Origin of the sequence: Virgibacillus sp. SK37 (assembly GCF_000725285.1) — a bacterium.
In the GTDB taxonomy this organism is placed as follows: Bacteria; Bacillota; Bacilli; order Bacillales; family Amphibacillaceae; genus Virgibacillus_Q.
The window spans coordinates 3771042-3789504 of record NZ_CP007161.1; the positions used below are offsets into that span (position 1 = coordinate 3771042).

Sequence of the window (18463 nt, forward strand, 5' to 3'; positions counted from 1 at the left end):
CTCTTAAAGCATTGTTTCAATATCCTATGTGGAAAAGTGGAAAGTAATCCTTACACAAGTTCAATATCTATGTTAAATCCGCTACAATAGCTCTTCCGGCAACCCTTTCGGAAAACAAACAGCCTCCGAGAAACGTGCCTTCAAGAGAGCGATAGCCATGCAGGCCTCCTCCACCGAATCCTGCTACTTCTCCTGCTGCATAAAGCCCAGGTATAACCTCTCCCTGTTCATCTAGTACCTGTGCTGCTAAGTTATTTTGCAATCCTCCAAGAGTCTTGCGGCTAATAATATGCAGGCGAACAGCGATTAATGGTCCATTTCGGTAATCAAGGATTTTATGTGGCTTAGCCACTCGGATTAATTTATCACCAAGGTAATTTCGTGCCCCACGCATTGCGGTAATTTGAAGATCTTTTGTAAAAGTATTATCGATTTCTCTGTCACGGGCACGGATCTGCTCTACCACACGATCCGCATCCAATCGATTCGCTCCAGTAAGTTTGTTCATTTTCATGACGAGGTTATCAATTGTATCGGCAGTAAGGAAGTCTTCGCCCTTATCAAGAAATGCCTGGACAGGAGCTGGGGCGCCAGGCCGGATTCTGCTCAGCACTTTGGAGATACTTTTTCCTGTTAAATCAGGATTTTGTTCCGAGCCGGAAAGAGCAAATTCTTTCTCAATAATCTTCTGGGTAAGAATAAACCAGGAATAGTCATAGCCGGTATCCTTAATCGCCTTTAATGTTCCCAGTGTGTCAAACCCGGGAAAGTTGGGAGAAGAAAGGCGCTTGCCTGTAGCATCAAGCCAAACAGAGGATGGACCTGGCAATATACGGATTCCGTGCTTTTGCCAAATCGGACTCCAGTTTTTAATTCCCTCGGTATAATGCCACATGCGATCCTTGTTTACGATGCACCCACCCGCTTCCTCTGAAATGAGCAGCATACGTCCATCTACATGTGCAGGCACACCTGCTAGCATATGTTCTGGAGGGGTTCCCAGTCGTGCCGGCCAGTTTTCCCGAATAAGGTCAAAATTGGCTCCAATCCCACCACTTGTTATGAGGACAGCTTCTGCCTTTGCTTCAAACACACGCACCACATCCTGGGGACTCTTTTCCCCACGTAATGCCATGCTCGGGACAAGCACAGATCCCTGAACACCTGTAATCCGGCTATTTTCTTTAATTAATTCATCTACACGATGACGTGGTTTGTAGGTCACCTTCCCTGTATTCATATGCTCCCTGACTCTTTGTATAAATGGCTCAACGATTCCTGGGCCGGTGCCCCATGTAATATGGAAGCGTGGAACAGAGTTACCATGGCCACCAGCATGATAACCACCTCGCTCTGCCCAACCGACTACTGGAAAGAATTTCACGCCCATCTTAGTCAACCATTCGCGTTTCTCACCTGCTGCAAAATCAACATAAGCCTCTGCCCACTTTTCCCCCCAATAATCCGCGTCATCCTCTTGATCATAACCTGCAGTCCCCAGCCAGTCCTGCCAGGCAAGCTCTTGGGAATCCTTAATCCCCATTCGCCGTTGTTCAGGGGAATTGACCAGAAATAACCCACCAAAGGACCATCAAGCCTGACCGCCAAGAGATGCTTCCGGTTCTTGATCCAATAAGAGTACTTTCTTTCCACCATCCGCTATTTCTGCAGTTGCTACTAAACCTGCCAGCCCTGCACCGACCACAATTACATCATATTCCATGCCCTTTTCTCCTCTATGCCACTATTCTGCGACGAATTTTTTCAATATGCTTGTATTCAAGGCCTGGACAGATTTTTCCCCTGTCAGCCCTAACGTGATATCCAAATCTGCAATCATATTTTGCATCACTTCCTTTACTCCCTGCTGTCCTGCAACAACAAGGCCATACATGAGTGGTCTGCCAATAAGGACAGCACTCGCTCCAAGTGCCATTGCTTTAATAATATCTGCACCTCTTCGTATTCCACTATCCATCAGTACGGGGATCCGGCCATCAATCACCTCACATACAAGAGGAAGTGCCTCCAACGCACCTATTGCTCCATCTACCTGTCTTCCCCCATGGTTGGAGACAATAATGCCATCTACACCGTGATCCAATGCCATTTTTGCATCGTCCGGATGAAGAATTCCTTTTAAAATAATGGGGAGACTTGTATTTGCTTTAAGAAAATCGATGTCCTCCCATGTTAATCCGGCATTTCCAAAGATTTGTGTCCAATGCATAATAGCAGCCTGGGGGTCTTCCTTGGGGGATTTATCCAGCTTGGCGTTAAATGCAGGATCTGTAAAATAATTGCCAACACCTTCTCCAGCGAGGAATGGCAAATAAACATTTTTTAAATCATATTCGCGCCAAGCCATCATTGGTGTATCAAGTGTGACTACAATTGCAGAATAGCCGGAAGCCTCCGCTCTTCGAAGAAAGCTTGCAGTAATGTCCGGGTCCTTACTCCAATATAATTGAAACCATCTGTCCGCATCCCCCATGCTCTCTGCTATTTTTTCCATGGGGACGGTGGAGGCAGAGCTTGCTATATAAGGTACTCCTACGTCTGCACAAGCAAGTGCGGAACCAATTTCGCCTTCTGGATGAATGATCGATTGCACACCAATTGGAGCATGCATCACAGGGAATGGATATGTCTTTCCAAACAGCGACACAGATAAATCTCTATCCTCTACATTTCGCAGCATGCGGGGAATAATCTTCCACTGGTTAAGCGCTTTCAAATTTGCGTTCATTGTGTTTTCTCCACCAGCACCACCTGCAACGTAGTAATACGGCCCATCCTCCAACTTCTCTCGGGCTAGTCTTTCCCACTCCTCATATACAACTGGCAGTCTGTTCGGATCGGGGTCGTGCATGTTCATATAAATCTGATACTGTATGTGGTTACCAATATTTTTCAAAAAGAGTCCTCCTTTCGATTGTAAGTTTAGTATATAATTGTTATAATTTTTAGTCAATTGAGGGTGAAAGGGGATAGAGGAGGCGCACTGTGTCGCGAGTGGTGTTCGGGTTGTCTCGATTGAGGCTTGGGCTGTCGCGGGTGGGGACTTGCTTGTCTCGGGTGCGTTCCACACTGTCGCGGGGGCGGTAAGCTCTGTCTCAAATGGTGCTGTTGTTGTCGCGGTTGGTGCTCTTCCCGTCGCGGATAGCAACCAGACTGGCGCGGGCAGCCTCCAGGTCGTCGCAGTGAGCAGCTTTATTTCAAATCTGCCATAAAAAAGGGCAGCTATGCTTCAGCTACCCGCTCACTTCTATTTTAGCAAGCCGTTAAAGATTTCTCCTTTATCCAGGTCAATAATCTTCACACGCTCTTCTTCTTTAATAAAAATGCTTTTATATTTTTCCTGATTTTTTTCATTGCGGAACAGTATAATTCGTTTTCCCTCATTATCCTCCACAACGACAGGATGATGTGCATCTAAATCAATATGGTTTTTAATCGGGGAGTATTCTGGCAGTTTAGTTAGATCGATATCAGCTGCCTCCTCATTATTTTCCGTATTTTCGTTAGTTACTTCCTTATCTTCAGTCTTTTCCGTATCCGCATTTTGATTCTCATCTTCTGTTGCCGTTGATTCGTTTCCTTCGTTATTTGCAGTATCTGTTGATTGATCGTTGTCTCCACATGCTGCTAGTGCAGTTATAATAAATAACAAGCCAGCTATGAGTATAAGCTTTTTCATTGATGTGTCTCTCCTTTTTCTTTCATGCTACTAAAATTAGTATACGCCTCTTCTATGAAATAATCATGTGAATATGATTAGAATTCAATGAGAAACTGGTTAAGCGTCAAGTGCGACCTGCTTAGTGGCTTGTCCTTCACTTAATTTTTTCATATGTCTGCGAAAGGCATACATAACAAATAAGTGCATATTGGCTTGTGTGTAGTGGTAAATAAACCACGGCAATGCAGGGGTGAAATCATGTACTGCAATAATTGCTTCATCGCTTCCTGGAATTTTACGGAACTCCATTCTACCTCGCTCATTTTCTTTGCGGTCTGTCAAAAATCCGCCGGTAATATAATAAAGTGCTCTGTCTTCTGTACTTCGGTCTGCCGAATAAGATAGTTCCAGCATAGAGGTTTTATTACCCAGAAAACCTATCTTACAATTTAAGTTCTCATCTGTGGACGTTTTTATCCATGGATTCAGAAAAACCTCCAGCCATTTCACATAATATCTGCCCACCCAATCGGCACTGCAACCTTCTGGAAGGCACACGCGTTGTACGGAGCGCACATCTTGCTTAAGTGGTGTGATGACCGGCCTTTTGACTGGTTTCTTCTTCCCCTCTCGATCAGCCTCCATCGCATGTGCTGCAGCCTCTCTAAATGAAATGCTTCCTTGACTGGTCCCCTCCACAAAGTGACTGTTCTGGACAGTCATTTCATGTTCCAGACTTTCCACAAGAGGGTAGACAATTTCCTTTGGTGTTTGTGTAACAAGGCGCAGCCAGAGGCGAGACAAACTTAACGAAAAAAAGGGGACATTAAACATATAACGCTTTTTCCCCATTATTTCTCCTGTTTGTTCCATCATCGAACGATATGTCAACACATCTGGTCCGCCAATATCGACCGAGCGGTTTTGTGACTCTTCCTCCATTGTTAGTTCTCCTAATGAATCCATCACATCTGGAAGAGCAACAGGCTGTGTCCTTGTTCTCGTCCATTTGGGCAAAATCATCATCGGAAGCCGCTTAACTAGTTTTGCAAGAATGGGAAAAGAAGAACCTTTAGGCCCTACAATAAGCCCTGCTCTTAATGCTGTAACAGGTGTCCCATAGGCTCGGAGGATTCTTTCTACCTCCAGACGACTTTTTAAATGTCTGGATAATTTAGGTGCATGATCTGGAATAATCCCACCCAAATAAATCATCTTTTTAATTCCTTGTTTTTTTGCAGCTTGGGCAAAATTATCTGCAAGAATGACATCCATATCTTCAAAATTTCCCTGAGTGAGCTTGGCAGAAGGCATCATAGAATGCACGAGATAAACAGCGATATCTGCTCCCTGTAATCCTTTCTCTGCATCGGCTAAAGAGAATAAGTCACAAGAACGCCACGTAACCGACTCCGTATCTTTACGCTTATCCCCATTTCTGGATAAGCCGATAATATTTACCCGACCTTCCAACTTTTCAATTAAATTCTGTCCAATATAGCCGCTTGCACCTGCTATAGCAACAACGGGTTTTGCATTTCCCATACTCATTTCTCCTTCCTCTCTATTTCTCTATGAAACTAGTACCCTATTAAAAAGATCGATAATCAAAAGAGCAATCCAGCTATTGCCAATCTGGATTGCTCTCTCAAACATTATACGATTTCTGGCTCAGTGAACCGGTTATACCATTCAGATAATTCCAATGCAGGTAATGGTTTCGAATAATAATATCCCTGAATAATCGGATTATCACAGAAATCGGCAAGAAAGTGAATCTGTTCCTTTGTTTCTGCTCCTTCAACTACAATATTCAAATCCAAGGATCTTCCTAATGAAATAATGGACTGGATAATGGATGCGTCCTTTCGCGAATGTGGTACATCATCCAAAAAGGATTTATCTATTTTTAACGTACTAATCGGCATTTGCTTTAAATATGATAAAGACGAAACTCCCGTACCAAAGTCATCGAGCGCAATGGAAAATCCTTCTTTTCTTAGTGCAGCAATCCCCCGCAATGCCTCCTGGATGGATTCCACAAAGCTTGTCTCCGTAATCTCCAATTCAATCCATTTCGGTTCTATTTGATACGTCTCTGTCATTACCTTTAAATAGGCTACCAGCGAATTTGAGGTGAGACACTCGCCTGGTATATTAATGGATACAGAGCAATTGATCTTATTTTCCAGCTGCCATTGGTGCAGCTGTTTACAAACTTCTTTTATAACCCATCGTGTTATCGCTTGTATTCGATTATTCTTTTCCAGTATTGGGATAAACACCGCTGGGCTAATTAATCCTTGAGTAGGGTGCTGCCATCGCAGCAGTGCCTCCACACCCACCATATGCCCATCCAGCATACTCATTTTTGGCTGGTATACCACAAAAAAATGATTCTCAGTCAAAGCTTTTTCTACATCTTCTAAAATTACCTGTTCAAACATATACCGATGTACATTTTCATCATAAAAAACGAGCTGATTGGCATATTGGATGTTCGGATCCTGGAGAATGGCGAGGGCATTGGCATATAAAGTATTTCTCTTATTATTCTCCTCTTGTATAGCAATCGCACAAACTGTAGAGATCGTAACACTTCTATCTTTTATTGGAAAAGGTGTAGAAAGATTTTCCACGATTTTCTGCATGGAAGCAGTCAAAGTATTCTTATCCACCCATTTACGGCTGACAAAGGCAAACTTTCGACCCTCCATGCGATAAACCTCCATGGATGATGGCTTATGTTCCAATAACCGGGCAGCAACTTTTTTCATTAGCTCATCTACTACCATATAGCCATGTAGGGAACCTCTTTTATTCAGTTTTTCCATATCAATTAAGGCAATGGCATAATAGGCGGAAGAAGAAAATCTCCGTTCAAACTCTCTGTAGTTCGGTAGCTTCGTCATCGAATCAAAATAATTTATTCTATTCTCGACAAAACGATCAAATAACTCCATTAAAAGAAATAATAGCAGGATGATTCCCAAGCCATTGACAATTAAAGTCAGCAAAAAATGCATATCCTCCATTTGCATATGTGGTGCGAAAGTAAAATCCTGTGGCACATAAAAAACAACAGCATCCATACCAATGTAGTGCATGCTTGAGACGGCAATTCCCATTATGCCAGCAGCAATTAACCGTTGCAGCCAGGTCTTCATTTGATTTTGCAATACGGAAAATACATACAAAGCTGCGAAGGATACGATGATAGCTACGACAATACTAAGTGTAAATAATGGCAGCTGGTAATAATACGACACACCTTCCATATGCATGGCGTCCATTCCTATGTAATGCATGAGTGAAATTCCTACACCCATAAACAGCCCGCCCCAAAAATGAGATCGCTTTGTTTTTTGAGGGTTATTGGCAACATGAAAAGCGATAAAGGACGCTACAATCGCTGGAATAATTGAAACAATGGTTAATAACCGATCATAATGCATATGAACTGGCAATGTCATCGCACTCATTCCAATAAAATGCATGGACCAAATACCAACACCCATGGAAAAAGCAGCAAGCACTAACCATAGATGCTTATTGAAAAAGCTATTCTGACGGCCACGTTGGTTCATGACGAGCGCTGTATAGGAAGCAAACACAGCAATAATAATAGATAAAACAATAATAGGGATTGAATAGTCACCTACTATGATGTCAAAGCCAGACAACTCAGGCTGATTAAACATGCTGATTCCCCCATCACGATGTATTAAAATACATTCCTCTTTTATTATCGACAGGTTTTGCGAGAAAGTAAATAGAATTATGTATTTAAACAAGTCTAGTTGATGGCCGTTGTTCTTTTATTTCCAATTATGTTACGATTTCTTTGGATTTATTAACTTAGCATATTGTAGGGAGGAGAAACATTTGAAAAGAAAAGTAGCCTTACTAATTACTATGGTCTGGATCACACTTAGCTTACTTGCTGCATGTAGCGATGAGGCGGCAGATTCCAATGCGGCGGAACACAAAGAACAGAAGAAAACGATAGAAAAGAAAGAAGCTCCATCACAATCTAGCACAGAACACGAACTAGATGAGGGCGAAAATAATCAGGAACTGGCTGAAAATGCGAAGAAAGGATCGGATAACGACCAAGCAAAGCAGCAAGAACAGGCTAATAATATAGAGACAGAGCAAGAGAAGGCTCCTTCACAAAGCACGGAGCAAACACAAGAGGAAAAGGAGAGCCAAGCAGATCAACCTAAAATTACAAGCGGGGAATCGGCTATTTCTTACTTAAGAAAGGAACTGGACATGGAGGAGCAAGAAGGTATACTTTTTGATGACATGGGTGGCTCATTATATACAGATGAAGCTGGAGCTTATTATCGTGTGGAACTCACTTCAAAATCCATGCAGAAAAACGGTGGCTCAGGCACTGTTGGTCTATACAAGGTCTATGAAGACGGAAACTATGAATCTCAATTTTAATTATTTCCACGCAGAGGTGGATGGGCTTGAATGCCCTATTCCACCTCTTCGTACATCGTACCATTTGTATCCATAATGACAATACTCTCTTTTAATCTATCCAATCCGATAGCAATCACTGGATTCTTCTCCGATGATTGATTGTAGTAGCTTTTTACTTTCACAATTGTCGTATAGGACTGTTCTTCCACATCCAGAACCTCGATATCATTTCCGGCCATCTCTTCACCTAAGGAGAGGATAATGCTTTTATTCCCTTCTGAAATAGTAAATGTTTTATAGCCCTCAATGGTAGGATCTTCCTGCAATTTTTGCAAGTATGTCCCAACTTCATCACCCTGGTAATACTGACTCTTTTTTATTACCCAATAATCGGTTTGGTTTAAATAGATAAACACAGAATAGCAAAGCACTGTCGTTATAATGAAGGTGTATACTATCTTTTTCCATAGCGTATTGTTTTTAAAAATCACCATTAAAATTGCAACACTAAAAATTCCTATACTTATAACGCCGAATGGCATTCCCGCAAAACCCCCAATGACGGTCAGGCTGACCATAAGAAGTGCTGCGCCAGATACTCCTACGGCCATTGCCCTTTGCCTATTGTCCCATTTACTAGTAAATATGTAAGTACAAGCATGAATGATTAACCCGACAACGAGACCAACGATAAATAGAACGAACATTATGCCCCTCCTTTTAGCTAAAACCTCTTCGTTTGATTTTAATTATTTTAACATATATTCCCATAATTAGTAGGCATCCTCAATTCTATCCGAATCTGTGCACTTTCCTAAGAAAAAATGCGTTTTAAATACTCATATACGGGTATCATTGGGATATGAAGAATTGGAGTGAACATATTGCCTTCTAAAGAAGAAATAGAATTAAAAATTGAACACGTAAGATATAAAATGTACCAAGCCTATAAAAAAGATCAAAACTATGAAGATATTCTCATCTTATCAGAGAAATTAGATGATCTGCTAAACCAGCTTGATAAAATGAATCATTCATAAAAATAATTTTGGTTTTAAATTCCAAATGTTTTAGACATTTTTAGAGTGGGAATTGTTTTAAAAAGAGATTCCAAAAGCACAAAGGAGTGTTTATCAATGGATCAAGTATTATTTATTCAAACAGGTACAGGTATCGATGTTCATGGGCAGAATGTGACAAAGGCAGCTGTCCGTGCGGTTGAAAATGCGATTTTATCAAACTCCATGCCCGGGATTGAAAAAAATCTTCCTGGTGAACGCCTTGAAAGTATGAAGGTAAATGTCAAACTGGCAGTTCCGCTTGATCGTGAAAAACTGGATGTAGATAAAGTAAAAGAAGCTATTCCTTATGGTGTCGTTGCTGTAGATGTAACCGATGGAGGCATGGCTACATCCAGCGGAATTGTGCTAAAAGACAAAGACGACGAAAACGATTTAATGTATATGGTCAACGCCGCTGTTGAAGTCGGCTATTAAAAAATGAAAATGCGAACGAAATGAAATAAGCACTGAGGATGAGCACAAGCATCCCCAGTGCTTTTAATTTAGTTCTAAAATATAAATTGAGTTTTCCTATGTTTCGTAATAAAGATGAACTGCGAGGTAACTTGGAGGGATTATAAACAATCGTTTTGGAAAATAATGCATGATAGACAAATTCCTTATAGTTACTGAATAATTTTGGCGGATTATCTTGTTTTACTACTGATTAATTTTATTCCACGGCGGATTCTTTCGCTCTGTTGTGAGATCTATTTTGTAATAATACTACTATTTCCCTCCTTCATTGAATACATTAAATGGATGAAATGTTTAAGGAGTGAGCGTTATTGGCAGATTACTTGAAGGATGCTACATTTGAACATCAATTTTGGCTACAGGTATTAGGGGACCATGCCACATTTATTCGAGACTCTCTTTATCCAACCGAAAAAGAAGACATCCAAATTGCAAAAGATTTTATTGTGGTTTTTGATCAGTTATTAAAGCGGACCAATTCCTTGTCCACCTCCAATGCCATTACTTTCACAAAAGAAGCAGAAGCAGCTGTAGAGGAAATGAAAAAATATAAACTTTCTCTCATTCGTAGACACCTAATAGGAAAGATTGGAATTCATTTATCTCCCACATTTCTTAACCATATGGTAAATGAGCTGGAGGAGTATGAGCGCGTGATCCAGTATTTAAAACAAGGTGACTCCCCACCAATATTTCATGAGCTGCATCACCACATGCTCTGGTTGGCAGATGCCTATGGTCATGCAGGAGCGATTAACGATGAACTCGATGGGGTAGAAAAAAGATTAAAAAAACAAAGCAAGGAGTTTACGAATCACTTTAGTGACTTTTACTTAAAAGCCGTGGAACTAACAGGCTATTTACGTGCCAACATCCAGTCCTTTCCTGCGCTCGAACGTTTTAATAGTGACGTGGAAATCGAGATGAATCTTTTCCGTGTTTTCCTTGGGGAGATTGAAGAAATGGAATTAAACAACACCGTGCTCAGTACCTTTTCTGCATTAATGGCAGACCATATGGCGAGAGAGGAATGCTACTATCTTATTAAACTTGCTGAATCCACTGACATATCCTATCCAGATTGTGACCCGACAAAGCGTAGACAGGATTAATTAAGTTGAGAAATTCCTACCTTCAGGAATTTCTTTTTTATTTTGATTTTAAAATAGTTGTGAAGGCTTAAGTTATCTAGCGCTGATTGTCCATCCCTTCGGTGAATTTTTTCCTGCTGCTGATTTACTTCCCTAAGAAAAAATTTCACTCACTGTGTTTACAATAAATGTAATTTCCGACTCAAGCTATGACTACAATGTGCCATTTACTATTAGCTTACCTGAAAAGTCTACTTTCTTTTACAATAGAGGTTTTGGTGCCTATTGCCTGTGGAATAGACTAACATACAGCATAGACTTAAAAACTTCAAGGAGGTAAATAAACATGGATCCAAGAGAAATGCAGAAAGGCAGTACACCTAGACAAAAACAGGAGAAGCAGCCGGGAATTGAATCAAAAATGAACCCTCAGCCTGCACAACCATTGAACTATAAGGGAAGTAATAAACTAGAAGGGAAAGCAGCCCTCATTACAGGTGGAGATAGTGGAATCGGCAGAGCGGTTGCCATCCTTTATGCCAAAGAGGGAGCGAATGTAGCTATATCTTACCTTGATGAACACGATGATGCAGAAGAAACAAAAAAACTGGTGGAAAAAGAAGGTGCTAGTTGTGTACTACTTCCTGGTGATATAAAAGATGAGTCGCATTGTATTGACCTTGTGGAGAAAACAGTTGAAGCATTCGGGAAAATAAATATATTAGTTAATAATGCAGCAATTCAATATGTACGAGAAGATGTACTGGAGATTTCCAGCGAGCAATTTGAGGAAGTCTTCCGAACTAACTTCTTTTCTCAGTTCTATTTAACAAAAGCAGCTGTCCGACATATGAAAGAAGGAGATTCTATTATTAGCACTTCTTCTATTAATGCTTATCGAGGTAATCCAATTTTTATGGATTATTCTGCAACAAAAGGTGCTATTACAGCATGGACAAGAAGTATTGCCCAGAGTCTGGCTAAAAAAGGCATCCGTGCAAATGCAGTTGCACCTGGCCCAGTTTGGACACCGCTTATTCCATCATCCTTTGATGAAGATGGAGTAGAGAACTTTGGACAGGATACATTGATGGGAAGACCAGGTCAACCATCCGAGCATGCTTGGCCATATGTTATGCTCGCTGCAGATGAATCCTCCTATATGACCGGACAAGCTATTCATATTAATGGTGGAGCATGGACATCCTCCTAATGAAAAAGAAGCACGTAGCTCTTTAGCTGCGTGCTTCTTTTTGCTGATTTTTCACCTTTTGGCGAATAATACCTGTGTCCCTCCATGCATCCTAACATGAAAGAACAACCATCCCTAGCTAAGCACCTGATCAACCAACACTTTTTCATCACTTAGCTTAATAATCTTTATTCTTTTTGTTTCTTTTATATACGTACTTTTATATATCTCTTTTTGTTTATCGTTCAAAAACACAATCTCGCGTTTTTCGTTACTTTCATTTTTCATTTGGGCATGATATGTTTGTAAATCTATATTTTTCTTGAAGGTTTCATACTCTGGGAACTTTTGCAATGTATCTTCCGTAATGCCCGTTTCCTCCAACGTAATAGAGCCTGTCCCATCTGTATTTTCCTTCTTTGACTTGTCATCGGTGTTACCCAAACATGCCGAAAGTAAAAGCATAATGAGCGTCGCGATTATTACCTTTTTCATCTTTCCACTCCTTCTACCCTTACTATTCCCGCTAAGACTAGAAATTTAGCATGAAATTTGAAAAAAGTATGCCCTCTACTTTAAGAAATACAAAAATGTTAGAGACTCTTATTACCCAGAGAAATGCTCTTCTGTAAAATGCTTCTGGCTGATTTCACCTACTGATTGGTCTGAGCTAGCAGTTCGCCTGCATTTTATGCCATTTCACTGCTTCGATGTTTTATTATTTCCGTTTATTGCTGTTTATTTCCCGGGAAATATCGACAAATTTTGAAGTTACTTTAACCACTTATCCACATTTATGCACAAGCTAATGTGTATAATTTTTCAGAAAATAATGCAATTAGTTTATTTTCCCTTTTAAGAATAGAATAAAATATTTTATTTCATCTGTACCTTATGCAAATGAGCAAAAATCCCATCTCGTTGAAGTAATTCCTCGTGACTGCCTTCTTCCTCAATACCCGACTTTGTAACAACCATAATCCGATCCGCATTTTTAATCGTAGCTAATCGATGAGCAATAATTAATGTTGTACGTTCTTTTGCCAGTTCGGTTAAGGCTTTCTGAATGATCGTTTCTGTTTCTGTATCCAGGGCAGAAGTCGCTTCATCTAATATTAAAATAGGAGGATTTTTTAGAAACATTCTTGCAATTGCAATGCGTTGCTTTTGCCCTCCGGAAAGCTTAAGTCCTCGTTCTCCAACCTGAGTTTCATATCCGTCAGGAAGTTCATTAATAAAGTCCTCCATATGTGCCTGTTTTGCTGCATGCTTAATTTCCTCATCTGTAGCATCTCTATTTCCATAAGCAATATTTTCCTTGAGGGTACCTGTGAATAGAAAAACATCCTGTTGCACAATCCCAATCTGTTTTCTTAGTGATTCCTTCGTCATATCTCGAAGATCTATTCCATCAATGGTGATGCTCCCACTTTCTACATCATAAAAACGAGGAATTAGGGAGCATATGGTTGTTTTACCAGCACCTGATGGACCAACAAACGCAATGGTTTCTCCTGCTTGTATAGAAAAACTCAATGATTTTAGTACTGGTTCCTGGGTCTTTTCATAACCAAAAGTTACCTTATCAAAAGCGATATCGCCCTTTAAATAGGTCACTTGTTTCGCATTCGGCTGATCCTGCACTTCTGCTTCTGTATCAAGTAATTCAGTAAATCGCTTAAATCCAGCCATCCCTTTTGGATATAACTCCAAGAGGGCCGTTATTTTCTGAATCGGATTAAATAGCACATTTACGAATAATACAAAACTTACGAGTTCTCCTGTAGAAAGCTGACCAGTGTACGTGAACCAAGCTCCAACAACAAGTACAAGCAACGTAATGAAACGCATGAGCATATAGATGTTGGAATGGACAATTGCCATTACTTTATAAGCTCCGGCCTTTGCTTTCCGAAACTTATAATTATCTTTTGTAAACCGCTCCATTTCAAAAGCTTCATTGGTAAATGACTGAACGACACGCACACCAGAAACGGCATCTTCTACTCTTGCATTAACTCTGGCAATATCCTCATACATCGTTCTCCATGCCTTGTTCATTTTTATATTACTAAAGGCAATTAGAAAAATAAGAATGGGAACAGAAATTAAAATAATAAGAGCAAGCTTCATATTAATTGTAAACATGATGATAAAAGCACCAATAAAAGTCATGATGGAAATAAAAAAATCCTCCGGACCGTGATGTGCCAATTCACCTATATCAAATAAATCATTTGTTATCCGACTCATAATATGACCGGTTTTTGTATTGTCAAAAAAACGAAAGGATTGACTCTGCACATGCTGAAACAAATCCTGACGCATGTCTGTTTCAATATTTAAACCGAGTTTATGACCTAAATAAGTAACTATATATTGCAGGAACGTACTTAACAAATAGACCAGTAATAATAAAATACTAACTGTAATAATTATATCCCAGTTCTTCTCTGGCAATAGTTTATCAATAAAACTTTGAACCGCTACCGGAAAAGCCAGTTCCAAAACCGCTACAATGACTGCAGCAGTGAAATCAATAATAAATAAGCGTTTATGTGGCTTATAATAAGAGAAAAATCGTCGTATCATCTATGTACTTCCTTTACATTATTTTCTGAAGACTACAGTAGATTATAAATTGATTGATCTGTGATAAGCAAGAAGATCGACTCGAAGCATCTAGACGTGTATTCCTTCCTCATAGTATGTCAATTTTATTCTTCTTTCAATATCATTTCCCACATCTATTTAAAATTGCTTGGCAAGGTTGTCCCTGTACATACATATACATAAGATAATTAACTTTTTAAGGAGGGACAAGAATGAAAAAAATACAATTTCAAATGCATGCATACCCATGGATTTGCTATGCTGTTGGTTATGTTTTTATTACTTCTGGGATTGTTGCATTGCTTGTAAGTGATTTTAGAGGAATTTTTCACAATCTTGGTATTCCATTTCCTGAGGCAACCTTATTTTTGGTAGCCATCACGGAAGTGGTTTGTGGGATGCTTCTTGTCGGGAGGATGTATATTCATCTAGCAGTACCGCCATTAATTTTAATTATGCTTGGCGCATTATATTTAACAAAAATCCCAGTCTTACTAACAGAAGGATTCCTTTCCTTTGCTTTTGAAGCAAGATTGGATATTGTCATGCTTATTCTACTTATCATTTTATGGCAGCAAGTACGCGTAAAAACATAATGTGGGTAACTTTTGGAAAAAAACCATTTTCTGTTGAAAACCAGTGGATAAACTTCTTTTTTATAGTGAAAATCATTATTTATCCACAATTTAATCCACATATGCACAAATGTTCGTAGCTATTTTGTTACCGCATAAAAATTCGTCACCATATATTGATTTTCGACTTTAAATATATCCACAAACTGTGCATAACTTTGTAATTCTGTGGATAATAAAAGCTATCTTCCGCCTAAACGGTGAAAGATAGCTTTCGTTTTATTGCTCTCCTAATTTTAACGTTGTTTCTTTCTTCTCTCCATCACGATAATAAGTGATCTTCACTTCATCCCCTATTTTCTTTTCTTGATAGAGAATCTTGCGTAAATCAATCATATTCATTACTGGTTTACCATCAAGCTCTGTAATAACATCAAGACGTTTTAAACCGGCTTTATCTGCTGGAGACAATGGTTCCACACTCCACACATATACGCCGCCCTCAATCTCCTTAGGTAAATGAAGAGAGTTTCTCCACTCCGATTGTGGAACTTCATCCAAGGAATAGATCTCAACACCAATATATGGTCGAGTCACTTCTCCCTGTGTTTCCAGCTCACTAATAATTGGCATAGCTGAATCAACAGGGATAGCAAAACCAATTCCCTCAACAGCAGCCTGATTGATCTTCATGGAATTTATGCCAATAAGCTGGCCATCTATGTTTATTAATGCGCCGCCGCTGTTACCTGGATTAATAGCTGCATCTGTTTGAATTACCTCTGCCTGCCAGTCTGCACGTCCGTCCTGATTAAAATCCTGTGGAATGGTACGTTCTTTACCGCTAATTACCCCTTGAGTAACAGACCCGGAAAACATCAGGCCAAGAGGATTACCGATCGCAATTGCAGGCTCTCCCACTTTTACATCACCAGATGAACCAACTTCAATCGCTTGATCCACATCTGCTCCATCCATACGCAATACAGCTAAATCTGAAAATAAGTCACTACCGACAATCTCCGCTTTAATACTTGTTTCATCTGCAAGTACTACTTCTACTGTATCAGCGCCTTCAATGACGTGGTGATTTGTTACCACATAAGCCGTTCCATCTTTTTTCTTGTAAATAACTCCAGAACCTGTGCCCGCTTCCTGGTCCTCTTGTTGCTGTTGCCAAAAGTCACCTTGTCGTTGAAGATTAACAACACCAACAACCGCAGGAGATACTTTTTCAACTACCTCTGTTATTTGTGTATTCACATCCACATTTACCGTTGAATTTATTGAGTCGCCATTTGGCTTAACTCCGGCAGTGGAGGAATCTCCGGCAGTCTCATCACCAGGTATAATTCCTGATTCTTGAATCGATGGCATAACTACAACAACTACTAATATTCCAATAATTATTCCTAGCAAAACGGGGACTAACCACCCGCCGGATTTTTTTCTATGCGGATTTGGTCTGTAATTTTGATCATAGTATCCCATATATCCAACCCCTATCCTAAAAATAAACATATCAATATAGTTATTCCTTGTTTGTGAAAAATTAAACTAAGAAAAGTGCAAGCGCCTTGTCATTAAAACGCTGTTTTCAAAAAGAAATAGCATCTAACAATTATACTACTTCATATAAGGATGTCGGGGACTTTGGATCGGTATCATACAAATCAATATTAATGCCTCTCTCCTGCAACACACTCTCTACAGACATGCGGGCAAGGTCTTTCATATTATTGTCCAAGCTTAAATGCGCCAAGTAGATGCGCTTCGTACGATTGCTAATAATATCTGTTAATGCCAGGCCACAATCCTCATTGGATACGTGCCCTGAATCACCAAGAATACGGCGCTTTACATTCCAAGGATATCTTCCCATACGTAGCATACTTACATCATGATTTGCCTCAAAAATATAAGCATCTGCATCCTCAACTGTCTTCTTAATCCGTTCAGATACATACCCAAGGTCTGTGACTAACGCAACCTTCTTATTATCATGGTGAAAGGTATAAAACATTGGTTCAGCAGCATCATGTGATACCCCAAACGATTCGATATCCATATCCCCAAATGTTTTTACTTCCTCCATCCCGAAATGGAACTTTTGGTCTGTCGTAAGTTTTCCAATCGAGCCCTCCATGGCTTTCCATGTCTTCTCATTAGCATAAATAGGAAGGTTATATTTCCGAGCAACAATACCCAAGCCCTTAATATGGTCACTATGCTCATGGGTTACTAAAATTCCTGTCAGCTTGGATGGATCAACATTGATTTCTTGAAATAAACGATCAATTTGCTTCCCACTCAAACCAGCATCTACCAGAATTTTTTCCTTCTCTGATTCTATATAAAATGCATTCCCTGTACTGCCAGAAGCCAGCACACTAAAACGCAATGTCATTACTCCTCACCTCTACTGCCTTCTACTTGCAATTTTTGATTTAAAAGCTGTAGAATGCTATCTTTCCATTCTACCTCATCTTCTAATTTCTTGATCTTGCTTAACGTTGATTCAATAGCATCTCCAATAAATTCGGTGTCATCACTTGCGAAAATATGCCCCTCAATTGCATTAATAAAATAGTTGCGTTCTTCATTAACGGTTATTTTATAGGTTGGGGCAAAAACTTGCTTGCCATTGGCTAATGGAATCCGTGTGTGGTACCCAATCTCCGTATTGCTAATATTATCTTCAGAATATAGCTCATTCGCATTGTACAATATTTCAATTGCTTTCATTGGTTTCGTAAGTGTCCGCAAATCTCCCTGATTCTCTGCTTCTCCGAGCATTGTCTGGGTATAATATTCCATCTCATTATCCTTGTTTAAATAAACAAGCAGCATGCCGTTTTCATTAAAGTAAATTGGTCTACTCTCTTTTTCTTGGAAAAAAAGCAGTGCATTTCTATCTTTATTCCAACCCCAGTAGGTAAAATCCTCCGGGTGGATAATATGACTCTTCACCAGTTTACTAATATCAGCAGACTGTGCTTTTTCAGGGATAGCAATCGGCTCTTCAAATTTGGAAACAATCAAGTTTTTATCAATAACCTCAACATCCTGTTTATCCAGATCTGCTAATTGGCTTAATTCCTTATCACTATATTCTCTTCTTAATACAGAGATATAAGAGTCTTTTTCAATATCCACTTCGGCATCACTAATTGTAATATCCTCTTGTTCCAGCTTGAATTCAAGTGAGGTCTCTTCCTGACTGCTCAAGACCCCTACATCTGCCCGTTCCTGCTTTTCCATAAATTGCATCAGTAAATAAACATCCAGAATGAGAAAGCAAAGGATAAATAGTGTTTTTATTTGATTCCACTGCATCC

The 18463-nt window shown here is 39.8% G+C and carries 16 protein-coding genes and 1 pseudogene; 6 read left to right on the top strand and 11 right to left on the bottom strand.

Annotated elements, in window-relative coordinates; all coding sequences use genetic code 11:
* Positions 1–67: 67 nt before the first annotated feature.
* The 5 genes and pseudogenes from X953_RS18575 to X953_RS18595 all read right to left on the bottom strand — a co-directional run bounded on the left by X953_RS18575 (position 68) and on the right by X953_RS18595 (position 7383).
* Positions 68–1723: pseudogene (locus X953_RS18575) on the bottom strand (FAD-binding dehydrogenase).
* Between the two features lie 21 nt (positions 1724–1744).
* A complete protein-coding gene (locus X953_RS18580; RefSeq protein WP_040956861.1) occupies positions 1745–2917 on the bottom strand; it encodes a lactate 2-monooxygenase in 1173 nt (390 codons plus the stop codon).
* A gap of 351 nt (positions 2918–3268) precedes the next feature.
* Positions 3269–3700, bottom strand: coding sequence for a hypothetical protein (locus tag X953_RS18585; RefSeq protein ID WP_040956862.1), 432 nt, complete (start codon positions 3698–3700; stop codon positions 3269–3271).
* Between the two features lie 99 nt (positions 3701–3799).
* Positions 3800–5227 (bottom strand): NAD(P)H-binding protein, encoded by a 1428-nt coding sequence (locus X953_RS18590; protein WP_040956863.1) that lies wholly within the window; start codon positions 5225–5227, stop codon positions 3800–3802.
* 110 nt (positions 5228–5337) lie between these two features.
* Positions 5338–7383, bottom strand: a complete 2046-nt coding sequence (locus X953_RS18595; protein WP_052350213.1) for an EAL domain-containing protein — start codon at positions 7381–7383, stop codon at positions 5338–5340.
* A gap of 184 nt (positions 7384–7567) precedes the next feature.
* Here X953_RS18595 and X953_RS18600 point away from each other — a divergent pair, with 184 nt between their 5' ends.
* On the top strand, positions 7568–8134 hold the full coding sequence (locus X953_RS18600; protein WP_040956864.1) for a hypothetical protein: 567 nt from the start codon (positions 7568–7570) through the stop codon (positions 8132–8134).
* 35 nt (positions 8135–8169) lie between these two features.
* Here X953_RS18600 and X953_RS18605 read toward each other — a convergent pair whose 3' ends face one another.
* The gene (locus X953_RS18605) at positions 8170–8823 is read right to left on the bottom strand and encodes a hypothetical protein (protein ID WP_052350214.1); all 654 of its coding nucleotides are present in this window, start codon (positions 8821–8823) and stop codon (positions 8170–8172) included.
* A 168-nt stretch (positions 8824–8991) separates the two neighbouring features.
* Between X953_RS18605 and X953_RS19655 the strand changes: the two genes are divergently transcribed.
* From X953_RS19655 to X953_RS18620, 4 genes are all read left to right on the top strand, one after another.
* Complete coding sequence (locus X953_RS19655) at positions 8992–9156, top strand: Spo0E family sporulation regulatory protein-aspartic acid phosphatase (RefSeq protein ID WP_156958524.1); 165 nt, start codon at positions 8992–8994, stop codon at positions 9154–9156.
* A gap of 96 nt (positions 9157–9252) precedes the next feature.
* Positions 9253–9612 (top strand): Lin0512 family protein, encoded by a 360-nt coding sequence (locus X953_RS18610; protein WP_040956866.1) that lies wholly within the window; start codon positions 9253–9255, stop codon positions 9610–9612.
* A 353-nt stretch (positions 9613–9965) separates the two neighbouring features.
* Positions 9966–10766 (top strand): DUF2935 domain-containing protein, encoded by an 801-nt coding sequence (locus X953_RS18615; RefSeq protein ID WP_040956867.1) that lies wholly within the window; start codon positions 9966–9968, stop codon positions 10764–10766.
* 325 nt (positions 10767–11091) lie between these two features.
* Entirely contained in the window at positions 11092–11958 is an 867-nt protein-coding gene (locus X953_RS18620) for an SDR family oxidoreductase (RefSeq protein WP_040956868.1), read from the top strand.
* 114 nt (positions 11959–12072) lie between these two features.
* Here the strand turns inward: X953_RS18620 and X953_RS18625 are convergent, their stop codons facing one another.
* Both X953_RS18625 and X953_RS18630 read right to left on the bottom strand, forming a co-directional pair.
* Positions 12073–12432, bottom strand: a complete 360-nt coding sequence (locus tag X953_RS18625; RefSeq protein WP_040956869.1) for a membrane lipoprotein lipid attachment site-containing protein — start codon at positions 12430–12432, stop codon at positions 12073–12075.
* Positions 12433–12813: 381 nt separating this feature from the next.
* Positions 12814–14529: an ABC transporter ATP-binding protein gene (locus tag X953_RS18630; protein WP_040956870.1), complete on the bottom strand. Its 1716-nt coding sequence runs from the start codon at positions 14527–14529 to the stop codon at positions 12814–12816.
* Between the two features lie 233 nt (positions 14530–14762).
* On the opposite strand from X953_RS18630, the gene X953_RS18635 reads away from it, so the two are divergent.
* A complete protein-coding gene (locus X953_RS18635; RefSeq protein WP_084715748.1) occupies positions 14763–15146 on the top strand; it encodes a DoxX family protein in 384 nt (127 codons plus the stop codon).
* Positions 15147–15404: 258 nt separating this feature from the next.
* On the opposite strand, the gene X953_RS18640 is transcribed toward X953_RS18635, so the two are convergent.
* The 3 genes from X953_RS18640 to X953_RS18650 all read right to left on the bottom strand — a co-directional run bounded on the left by X953_RS18640 (position 15405) and on the right by X953_RS18650 (position 18461).
* Positions 15405–16616, bottom strand: coding sequence for a S1C family serine protease (locus X953_RS18640; RefSeq protein WP_040956871.1), 1212 nt, complete (start codon positions 16614–16616; stop codon positions 15405–15407).
* Positions 16617–16746: 130 nt separating this feature from the next.
* Positions 16747–17532: an MBL fold metallo-hydrolase gene (locus X953_RS18645; protein WP_040956872.1), complete on the bottom strand. Its 786-nt coding sequence runs from the start codon at positions 17530–17532 to the stop codon at positions 16747–16749.
* The gene (locus X953_RS18650; protein WP_040956873.1) at positions 17532–18461 is read right to left on the bottom strand and encodes a two-component system regulatory protein YycI; all 930 of its coding nucleotides are present in this window, start codon (positions 18459–18461) and stop codon (positions 17532–17534) included. Before X953_RS18650 ends, X953_RS18645 begins: the two co-directional genes overlap by 1 nt.
* Positions 18462–18463 lie beyond the last annotated feature (2 nt).

Excerpts from the sequence above, each read along its gene's own strand:
- X953_RS18585 (WP_040956862.1), bottom strand. The coding sequence starts at position 3,700 with ATGAAAAAGCTTATACTCATAGCTGGCTTGTTATTTATTATAACTGCA.
- X953_RS18590 (WP_040956863.1), bottom strand. The coding sequence starts at position 5,227 with ATGGGAAATGCAAAACCCGTTGTTGCTATAGCAGGTGCAAGCGGCTAT.
- X953_RS18595 (WP_052350213.1), bottom strand. The coding sequence starts at position 7,383 with ATGTTTAATCAGCCTGAGTTGTCTGGCTTTGACATCATAGTAGGTGAC.
- X953_RS18605 (WP_052350214.1), bottom strand. The coding sequence starts at position 8,823 with ATGTTCGTTCTATTTATCGTTGGTCTCGTTGTCGGGTTAATCATTCAT.
- X953_RS18610 (WP_040956866.1), top strand. The coding sequence starts at position 9,253 with ATGGATCAAGTATTATTTATTCAAACAGGTACAGGTATCGATGTTCAT.
- X953_RS18620 (WP_040956868.1), top strand. The coding sequence starts at position 11,092 with ATGGATCCAAGAGAAATGCAGAAAGGCAGTACACCTAGACAAAAACAG.
- X953_RS18625 (WP_040956869.1), bottom strand. The coding sequence starts at position 12,432 with ATGAAAAAGGTAATAATCGCGACGCTCATTATGCTTTTACTTTCGGCA.
- X953_RS18630 (WP_040956870.1), bottom strand. The coding sequence starts at position 14,529 with ATGATACGACGATTTTTCTCTTATTATAAGCCACATAAACGCTTATTT.
- X953_RS18635 (WP_084715748.1), top strand. The coding sequence starts at position 14,763 with ATGAAAAAAATACAATTTCAAATGCATGCATACCCATGGATTTGCTAT.
- X953_RS18640 (WP_040956871.1), bottom strand. The coding sequence starts at position 16,616 with ATGGGATACTATGATCAAAATTACAGACCAAATCCGCATAGAAAAAAA.
- X953_RS18645 (WP_040956872.1), bottom strand. The coding sequence starts at position 17,532 with ATGACATTGCGTTTTAGTGTGCTGGCTTCTGGCAGTACAGGGAATGCA.
- X953_RS18650 (WP_040956873.1), bottom strand. The coding sequence starts at position 18,461 with ATGCAGTGGAATCAAATAAAAACACTATTTATCCTTTGCTTTCTCATT.